Source organism: Microcoleus sp. B3-A4, from assembly GCF_036705385.1.
Taxonomy (GTDB): Bacteria; Cyanobacteriota; Cyanobacteriia; order Cyanobacteriales; family Microcoleaceae; genus Microcoleus.
This window is the reverse complement of sequence record NZ_JAUBUI010000076.1, coordinates 20,023-28,993: the sequence shown is the minus strand read 5'-3', so window position 1 is coordinate 28,993 and position 8,971 is coordinate 20,023. Positions and strand designations below refer to the sequence as shown.

At 46.3% G+C, this 8,971-nt stretch carries 9 protein-coding genes; 4 read left to right on the top strand and 5 right to left on the bottom strand.

Going from position 1 to position 8,971, the window contains the following annotated elements:
• Positions 1 to 299, bottom strand: a 299-nt coding sequence (locus QUB33_RS23235; RefSeq protein ID WP_333354890.1) for a helix-turn-helix domain-containing protein, incomplete at its 3' end; no start/stop codon positions are given.
• Positions 300 to 577: 278 nt separating this feature from the next.
• Here QUB33_RS23235 and eno point away from each other — a divergent pair.
• Positions 578 to 1,858, top strand: a complete 1,281-nt coding sequence (eno, locus tag QUB33_RS23230) for a phosphopyruvate hydratase (RefSeq protein WP_445299552.1) — start codon at positions 578 to 580, stop codon at positions 1,856 to 1,858.
• A gap of 187 nt (positions 1,859 to 2,045) precedes the next feature.
• Here eno and argC read toward each other — a convergent pair whose 3' ends face one another.
• A complete protein-coding gene (argC, locus tag QUB33_RS23225) occupies positions 2,046 to 3,104 on the bottom strand; it encodes an N-acetyl-gamma-glutamyl-phosphate reductase (protein WP_333354887.1) in 1,059 nt (352 codons plus the stop codon).
• Between the two features lie 445 nt (positions 3,105 to 3,549).
• Here argC and QUB33_RS23220 point away from each other — a divergent pair, with 445 nt between their 5' ends.
• Positions 3,550 to 4,566 (top strand): sulfate/molybdate ABC transporter ATP-binding protein, encoded by a 1,017-nt coding sequence (locus tag QUB33_RS23220; RefSeq protein ID WP_333354884.1) that lies wholly within the window; start codon positions 3,550 to 3,552, stop codon positions 4,564 to 4,566.
• A 120-nt stretch (positions 4,567 to 4,686) separates the two neighbouring features.
• On the opposite strand, the gene QUB33_RS23215 is transcribed toward QUB33_RS23220, so the two are convergent.
• Both QUB33_RS23215 and hisF read right to left on the bottom strand, forming a co-directional pair.
• Positions 4,687 to 5,028 (bottom strand): low temperature-induced protein, encoded by a 342-nt coding sequence (locus tag QUB33_RS23215; RefSeq protein WP_333354882.1) that lies wholly within the window; start codon positions 5,026 to 5,028, stop codon positions 4,687 to 4,689.
• Positions 5,029 to 5,461: 433 nt separating this feature from the next.
• Entirely contained in the window at positions 5,462 to 6,253 is a 792-nt protein-coding gene (gene hisF / locus QUB33_RS23210) for an imidazole glycerol phosphate synthase subunit HisF (protein ID WP_333354877.1), read from the bottom strand.
• A gap of 713 nt (positions 6,254 to 6,966) precedes the next feature.
• Between hisF and QUB33_RS29720 the strand changes: the two genes are divergently transcribed.
• Complete coding sequence (locus tag QUB33_RS29720; protein WP_445299551.1) at positions 6,967 to 7,185, top strand: zinc ribbon domain-containing protein; 219 nt, start codon at positions 6,967 to 6,969, stop codon at positions 7,183 to 7,185.
• Between the two features lie 259 nt (positions 7,186 to 7,444).
• On the opposite strand, the gene QUB33_RS23205 is transcribed toward QUB33_RS29720, so the two are convergent.
• The gene (locus tag QUB33_RS23205; RefSeq protein ID WP_333354873.1) at positions 7,445 to 7,681 is read right to left on the bottom strand and encodes a hypothetical protein; all 237 of its coding nucleotides are present in this window, start codon (positions 7,679 to 7,681) and stop codon (positions 7,445 to 7,447) included.
• Positions 7,682 to 7,845: 164 nt separating this feature from the next.
• Here QUB33_RS23205 and QUB33_RS23200 point away from each other — a divergent pair, with 164 nt between their 5' ends.
• On the top strand, positions 7,846 to 8,805 hold the full coding sequence (locus QUB33_RS23200) for an adenylate/guanylate cyclase domain-containing protein (protein WP_333354870.1): 960 nt from the start codon (positions 7,846 to 7,848) through the stop codon (positions 8,803 to 8,805).
• The last annotated feature ends 166 nt before the right edge of the window (positions 8,806 to 8,971 follow it).

The window sequence follows — 8,971 nt, the reverse complement described above, 5'->3', positions numbered from 1 at the left end:
AACTCTTGTTGCAAGGTCGCTGCTATTTCAACTGAGAACTTTTTTGGGCGACCGAAAACCTGCCGATTTTTTAACAAGTTTTCCCGACCGCCCTTTCTATATTGGGAGAGCCAGCGATGAATCGTTGCCTCACTTTTACCTAAAACTGCCGAGACTTCCCGCACAGTTTCTACTTGTTTGGACTGAAACAAATAAAGCATTTGAACTTTGTTATAAGCTAGGATTCTTTTTTGCTGTTTGAGGATTTCTCGTAAATTTTCTACAGATTCGGTAATCTTTATATGAGGACGACCAGACATTGTAATTCTCGCCTTTACTTTTTACACAAGTCTATCACATCTTTAAAAAAATGGTATGAGGTTAAAACCATCAAATTACTGTCAAACTTGCCGGAGGTCTTTATTCAACAAGCCGAGGTTATTGACACCAAACTGCTCGTCCAAATCCGCAAATATTTTAAACTGTGTACCAATAATTCTGGGGATCGCGTACTCTATTACCCGTCAGCAGTCAGCGTGGGAAAACCCAGAGACTGCTAATTGTCATGAAACCTTGAGTTAAGTCCGAAATAATTAATATGCTAGACACTGCGATCGATTCTATTCAAGCCAGAGAAATCCTCGACTCTCGCGGGCGCCCCACCATTGAAGCTGAAGTTTACCTAGCCAACGGTGTTGTGGGGATCGCACAAGTCCCCAGCGGCGCCTCTACAGGCTCTTTTGAAGCCCACGAACTCCGCGATGGCGACAACAAACGTTACGGTGGCAAAGGAGTCCTCAAAGCCGTCGATAACGTCGAGCACAAAATTGCCCCCGCTTTGGCTAATCTCGATGCGATCGACCAAGCGCTGGTAGACAAAACCATGATTGACTTGGACGGTTCCCCCAACAAATCCCACCTTGGCGCCAATGCCATTTTAGGAGTCTCCTTAGCCACAGCAAAGGCAGCCGCCGAGACTTTAGGACTCCCCCTTTACCGCTACTTGGGCGGGCCCTTAGCGAACGTTTTGCCCGTGCCTTTGATGAACGTGATCAACGGGGGATCTCACGCTAACAATAATGTGGACATTCAAGAATTTATGATTGTCCCTGTGGGTGCGCCTTCTTTTAAAGAAGCTTTACGCTGGGGTGCAGAGGTATTTGAATCCCTGAGTAAAGTCTTAAAAGCTGAGGGTTTGCTGACTGGTGTGGGTGATGAAGGCGGTTTTGCGCCTAATCTTAAATCCAATCAAGCAGCTTTGGACTTGTTGATTGCAGCTATTGAAAAAGCCGGCTATAAACCGGGTGAACAAGTTGCTTTAGCTTTGGATGTTGCTGCTAGCGAATTTTACAAAGATGGGCAGTACACTTACGACGGTGTGGCTCATTCGCCTGCCGAATTAATTGATTATTTGGATGGTTTGGCCAGTCAATATCCGATTGTTTCCATTGAAGATGGTTTGCATGAAGACGATTGGGACAGTTGGGTAGCGCTGACGCAGAAAATGGGCAGCAAAGTTCAGTTGGTTGGTGACGATTTGTTTGTTACTAATCGCACGCGGCTGCAAAAAGGAATTGATTTGAAAGCTAGCAATTCGATTTTGATTAAGCTGAATCAAATTGGTTCTTTGACAGAGACTTTGGATACGATCGACCTGGGCAAACGGAACAGCTATCGATCGATCATCAGCCACCGTTCCGGTGAAACTGAAGATACCACCATTGCCGATTTAGCCGTAGCGACTCGCGCCGGTCAAATCAAGACTGGTTCTTTGTGTCGCAGCGAACGAGTTGCTAAATACAACCGTTTGTTACGGATTGAGGATGAATTGGGCGATCGGGCAATTTATGCTGGGTCGATCGGTTACGGGCCTAAATAACACTTGGTAATCGGGCATCGGGCATCGGGAATTGGGCATCGGGCATCGGCAATTTACATCCTGTAGATACAAGGGGCGGGTTTTACCAGAAATAATTGCCTAAAACCAACAATCTCGTAAACCCGCCCCCACCAATTACCAATTGCCCATGCCCCATGCCCCATGCCCCATTACCAATGCCCAATAATTAAGGATAGAAAGCCAATTGTGGCAAACCCAAAGTTTCTTCCCAGCCCATCATCAAGTTCATGCACTGGATGCCTTGACCGGCTTGTCCCTTAATTAAATTGTCGATCGCCGACAGCACAATCACTCTGTCAGTACGCGGATCGACTTCGATGCCGATATAACAAAGATTCGTGCCGCAAGCCCATTTTGTTTGCGGGTAAACTCCAGCCGGCAACACTTTTACCCAAGGACAATTGCGGTAAAAAGCGCTGAAAATCGTGATTAAATCTTCTCGCACCAAACCCGGATCGCGCAAAGTTGCGTAAACAGTCGCCAGAATTCCGCGCACCATCGGAATGAGGTGGGGAGTAAACTGAACTTTAATATCGTGTCCCGCTAAATCGCTGCAAATCTGCTCGATTTCTGGCGTGTGGCGGTGGCGGCCAACGCCGTAAGCGCCCAGAGAACCCTCTGCTTCAGCCAACAATAGATTAACTTCAGCTTTGCGGCCCCCCCCAGAAGCACCGGACTTGGCGTCGATAATTGCTGTTTCTGGCACGATAAGACCTTGTTTGAGCAAAGGTGCCAGGGCTAATAAACTAGCAGTGACGTAGCAGCCGGCACAGCCTACTAACTGAGCGTTTTTAATGCGATCGCGATACAATTCTGGCAAACCGTAAACAGCCCTTGCAGCCACTGAGGAGTCCGATCGCTCGCCGCCGTACCAAGCTTTGTAAGTTTCCAGATTTTCAAATCTGTAGTCAGCCGACAAATCCAAGACTTTGCAGCCTTTTTCAATCAGCGTCGGTGCCATTTTGCAAGCTAAACCGTTCGGCAGCGACAGAAACACAACTTCACATTTTGCCGCTATTTTGTCTAGGTCGATCGCCTCCACTGTCAAGTCAATGCAGTTAGTCAAATGCGGATAAAGGCTGGAAAAAGGTTTTCCCGCACTGCTATCCCCGCCCAAATAAACTACTTCAGCCGCCGGGTGGTCCGCCAGCAGTCGCACAAGTTGCACGCCGCCGTACCCTGAAGCGCCGATAATTCCTACAGGCACACGTCCAACATCTCCCATTTTCCTTTATCCCCTCAGCCGTTGAAGTCAAAAACGCTTGAACTTTTGCTGCATTGTAGTACCAAACGCCAACTTTGGTGGCAAAGAATTGTGTTGTTTTGTTTTGGAGGTGCATTTTTGTTAATTTTCCGGTGTGTGACCCCGCCCAAAAACGGATACAAAGCCCCAACTCCTTTCCTGGAGAACCCAAAATTTTAGACCAAAGTTCTATGTTCCAGATTCAAAGCTGTAAGTAAATCTAAAATCTAAAATCTAAAATCTAAAATCGACTGACCGATCGCCAAAACCCTAAAATTAACAAACTGATGTGCGATCGTGCTATAAAAAACTTACTTTAACCCATCCCCAAACCGGAGATTAACATTTTTCCCTCTTGCCTCTTGTCTCTTGCTTCTTCCCTCTTGCTTGTTCCCTCTTCCGTCTTCCCCCTTCCTTCTTCCTACCTATGGGCATAGTTGTAGAAAACGTATCAAAACAGTTTGGCAGTTTCCAAGCACTCGATCGAGTCAGCTTAGAAATTGAATCGGGTTCCCTAGTCGCATTGCTGGGCCCGTCTGGTTCCGGCAAGTCTACACTGCTGCGGCTGATTGCCGGTTTAGAAATGCCCGACTCCGGCAAAATCTGGCTGACAGGCGAAGATGCCACCAATACTAGCGTCCAAGAGCGCAAAATTGGGTTCGTGTTTCAGCACTACGCGCTATTCAAGCACATGACAGTGCGAAAAAACATCGCTTTCGGGATGGAAATTCAGAAAACACCGCCCGCGAAAGTCAAATCGCGGGTAGAAGAATTGTTGAATTTAGTGCAATTGGCAGGATTGGGCGATAGATACCCGTCGCAACTTTCAGGAGGCCAGCGGCAGCGGGTGGCCCTCGCCAGAGCCCTGGCTGTGGAACCGAAAGTGTTACTGCTAGACGAACCTTTTGGAGCTCTCGATGCCAAAGTTCGCAAAGACTTGCGCGCTTGGTTGCGGCGACTGCACGACGAAGTTCACGTTACCACAGTCTTTGTGACGCACGATCAAGAAGAAGCGATGGAAGTTGCCGATCACATTACAGTAATGAATAAAGGTAAAATCGAACAAGTAGGAACACCCGCAGAAATTTACGACCATCCAGCGAGTGCTTTCGTCATGAGTTTTATCGGCCCAGTCAATGTATTGCCCAGCAGTTCAAGAATGTTTCAAGACAACGGCTTTGACTCAGCCAACCCGGAGATTTTCTTGCGCCCTCACGACGTAGTAATTGAAACTACAGAAAATAGTGCAACAGTGCCTGCAAGAATCAGTCGCTTGATTCATTTGGGATGGGAAATTCAGGTAGAATTAACCTTAGATGACGGTCAAGTAGTAAACGCTCATTTGACGAGAGAAAGATTCGATAGCTTACTCTTGCAGCCCCAGCAAAGAGTGTTCGTCAAGCCGAAAGATGCCAAGTCCTTTCCACTTTTTTATTCAATCTGATACCCATTCTGAAAACTACAGCTAAATTTAGATGGGATACGACATTTAAAGGGACACGGCGTCGTGCCGTGTCCCTAAGCTTTTATACTAACAACTGTCCGCTGACTACTGCGCGCTGAGTTAGTCTTTGATTTTGCTGACAGCTTTTTTGACTTGTTGCTCAAAGGATGTAGTGTTTGTGTTGGAAGGATTCTTCATTTTTTCAATGTCAGCGTCTCCCTGAACTTCGTTGGGTCCTTTGCTCGCCTTTTCTTGAGTTTCTTCCAAGGACATCGGTTTTTTCAGGACAACTTCTTGAGATTCTTTTTCAATACCCAAAAGTTGGTCTTCACCTTTGGTGGGGCTGCTAGTAACTGCAAAAGCGGGGAAAGCATTAGAAACAAACATCAAGGCACAAAAACAAACAGCTATTAAAGTGCGAACTAAACGCTTGGCAGGGAGGTTAAAGCTGATAAAAGACATACACCATTTCTCCGTTTTTACAAATTTTAATTGCTGAGATTGTTGACAGGCTGAAGCTCACTCACATTCTGCACAATCTTTTACTCAAGTTTGATAAAAGCAACCGTTGCTCTTTTTCAAATTGAGCTAACATATAATATTTAGCTGAAAAAGCTGGTATTTGAAATCCTTCTCAGGGAATATTTCTAGATGACTGGCGTCGATCGCCCCAAGACATTTATGTAGAAGGCACTTGGGTAGAATCAAAAAAATTCTCTATAAGTGCCTTCGGATGCGCCTCACATAGCGGTATCAATGTCAGTAACTGGTTTTATCGTGGGGTGGAGGCGGGTTTATTTAGCCTGTTTGCACTGTGAGAGGGCGCTTGAGTGAACCTGCAGAGCCGTTTGTTGAAAATGTTGCCAGATATGATACGCGCCCGACTATACACTGACTAATGACTAATCACTAATGGCTGCTGCTGTCGCACGGGAACTTGACATTTTGCTAGATAAGTTTTAATTTCTCCTACACTGAGTTGCCCGTAATGCAGCAGGGAAGCCAGCAGTGCAGCTTCTGCTTTGCCCTCAGTGACGGCTTCGTAGATGTGGTGACAGTTGCCGGCGCCGCCGGAAGCAATGACGGGAATTTCGACCATTTCGGCAATGCTTCGAGTTAATTCCAAATCGTAACCTGCTTGAGTGCCATCAGAGTCCATGCTTGTCACCAGAATTTCGCCGGCGCCGCGCTGTTCGGCTTCTTTGGCCCAGGCGATCGCATCTTTTCCAGTATTTTCTCGCCCTCCGCGCACGTACACGTCCCAACCAGGATTATCTGCGTCTTGCCGTTTGCGAGCGTCGATCGCCACTACAATGCACTGATTACCAAATCGATCGCTGGCTTTGTCAATTAAACTTGGATCGCGCACCGCCGCCGAATTAATACTCACCTTATCAGCGCCCGCCCTCAATAAACTTTTAATGGTGTCTAAGGATTGGATACCGCCGCCCACCGTCAAAGGGATAAATACTCGATCGGCCGTTCGGTACACCACATCGATCATAATATTCCGGTCTTCGTGAGTCGCTGTAATGTCCAGAAATACCAACTCGTCAGCACCCGCATCATTGTAAACCTGAGCCATTTCTACCGGATCGCCAGCATCCTTAAGGTTGACAAAATTGACACCTTTGACCACGCGACCGGCTTTCACATCCAGACAAGGTAAAATTCTTTTCGACAACATACAATTCTCTTCCAATTTAACTTACTCGGCGGGAAACGCCCCGCTCTAACTGTACTCATCTTAGCGGTGCGATGAAAGCCAGGGTTGTTTTTTGCCGTCCTGTTTGTGGTTTGGACTCCTAGCTGGAGAACGAGTTAAACAGGCAACGAATAACCAATCTCTCAGCTATCACAAGACGGTAACAATAAATAAAATTTATTTAAAAAATTTGATAAATCATCATAAATGTCGCAACGATTGCCACAACCAAGCACTCAAAAGCGAGATATATGGACTCAACCTATGCAGAGCATTCATCAACTTCTTTGAATAACGGGCATCTTTCCTGAAGTTATAATAGTTAACGCATGACAAGCAATCTATTCAGTACCCACAAAAAGTACAAATAGTTGGTGACAAATTTCTCAAGTTTCTAGGAAAGCTGAGGGTTGTTTTTGCTATCAACCACAAATTATAAAAATCTCAACCGTAAGCAGCATAAACTATATCGCAAACATCAAGATTCCCATCATCGCCCTAAAGCCCGTATAGTGCAATAGCTCACGAAAAGATGGCAAACGCTCGTGAGAAATTATAGGAAAAACTCTCTCTAAAATTGGTGCCGGAAAACAAAGTCATCGTTGTTGACAATTTGGCAGTAAATAACCTGGTAAAAAAATCCATGCCTAGCTAACGTAATTAGCGATGGCGGATGGTCAAATTTGACCATACAAGTGAAAGACAAAGCTGCAAGAGACGGTAAAACTTACCTCGATATTGGTCGGTTTTTCGCACTATCGAGTAAGAGTTGCCGCGTAGGTCTGAATCAGGTGGGTAGCTTTCCGGCGGAAGTGCGTAGCTGGACTTGTTGCAACTGCAAAACTAAGCACGATAGAGATATGAATTCTGCTATCATTATTGGCGATGAAGGGCTTGGATTATTAGCGTTATGAACTAGCACTACTGCCCAGGGACGGAATGTAAGTTCGACGTTTGGAAGGAAATCTTCGATACGATCGGCTGTTCCGCTTGAAATTGGAAGCTTACACCAGAGGGAGTAGTTCACACAACTCTGGATCTGCATACCAGGCTACACCCCCTACCCCTGCCTAGCTCTACCGTGTACAGACAATTTGCTCGCTGACCCATATTGTAGAAACCCTGTTTCCTAGAATCTTGATTTCTCGTTTTGCCGAATCAATAACTTAAAATTCAGGAAAATAAGCTTCCTTTCTGAGATTCATGCAAAACTTGGGTTTCAGGAATTGTGTTGAAAGATTTTGGACTTGTGGGTACAGTGTAGCTGGCTAGCCAGAGAGCCATTTTCCCACTTTTTTCTGGTTCATCAAAATAAATAAAAGTTGTCTCCGCTCCGGGGCAGGCAGTATTATCAGGTACAATCTTGGTAGACAGTATGTTTTTACTGGCTGCTTTTGTAGCTCGAATCATAAATACCTTCGCTCGCTCGATCGAATTTATGGTTCTGAAATCCTGCAGGGGCTAGGTGCATCGACGATGGACTAAAAAATCTAAAATCTGAAGTCTCAAATCTCAAATCGGTTAATTTTGTGTCGTTTCTAGGACTGTTGTGACGAGTGCAACCCAATCCACATATGGTACTTCGCACAGAAGGCGGCAATCGCTACTTGCCGCTCTCCGGCAGCAATTGCTGGACAGTAGGGCGGAGCGATGACAATAATTTTGTACTGACAGATCGCTGGATTTCCCGTAATCACGCGATGTTACAGCAAATGGAGACAGGAGAGTTCTACCTGATCGACTTGGGCAGCCGCAATGGTTCCTTTGTCAACGGGCGGCGGGTCAGTATTCCTGTCACTCTCCGAAATGGCGATCGGATTATTTTCGGTCAAACCGAATTAGACTTCTACAACCCAACCGCCGGCCACCGGCACGATCCAATACACGAGACAGACTCTGAAGATTTTACGGCGACTTTGACGGTACGCAGCCTGATTAGCGTCATGGTAATGGACATCCGAGACTTTACAGTTTTGACTAGGCAGCTAGACGAAACCCTCCTCTCGGAAGTCATCGGCAATTGGTTCCGCAAAGCAGGACAGATCATTCGCGAACACGGCAGTTGGGTGGACAAATACATCGGCGATGCCATCATGGCCGTCTGGTTCCACAAAACCAGCGGTGTCAGCAGCGAGGAAATGATGCGGATTTGCCAAGCTTTGAGCGAATTGCACAAGGCAACAGACGAACTCAGCAGCCGTTACCCCCTACCTTTTCCTTTGCGAGTCGGGGCGGGAATCAATACCGGTTATGCAATGGTGGGAAATTCTGGCAGCAGCGACCGATCGGACTACACCGCCTTGGGAGATACTGTAAACGCAGCATTTCGCCTGGAGTCTTGCACCAAGCAACTCGGCAAGGATATCGCCGTCGGAGAAACGACCTACAAATACCTGACGCAATTGGGAGCCGAGGGCGCTTTCGAGCCACACACCGTGGCTTTGAAGGGTTACGACACTCCCAGCCTGACTTACGCTGGTACTTATGCTGACTTGAACGCTTTTCTCAAAACGAAAGGAAAGAGTTCGCGATAGCTAGAAAATTGCGTGCAGGGCAAAAATTAACCCTTTAAAATGGCAGTCCGAGTTTTTAATTTGGAGTGCCTTTTATAAACTGGCCTGCGATGCTTAAAAGTCAGTTAATATCATATATCGTCTGCGTTGTCAATATCAAAATGTAAAGTTTATAACAGCCCTCTAC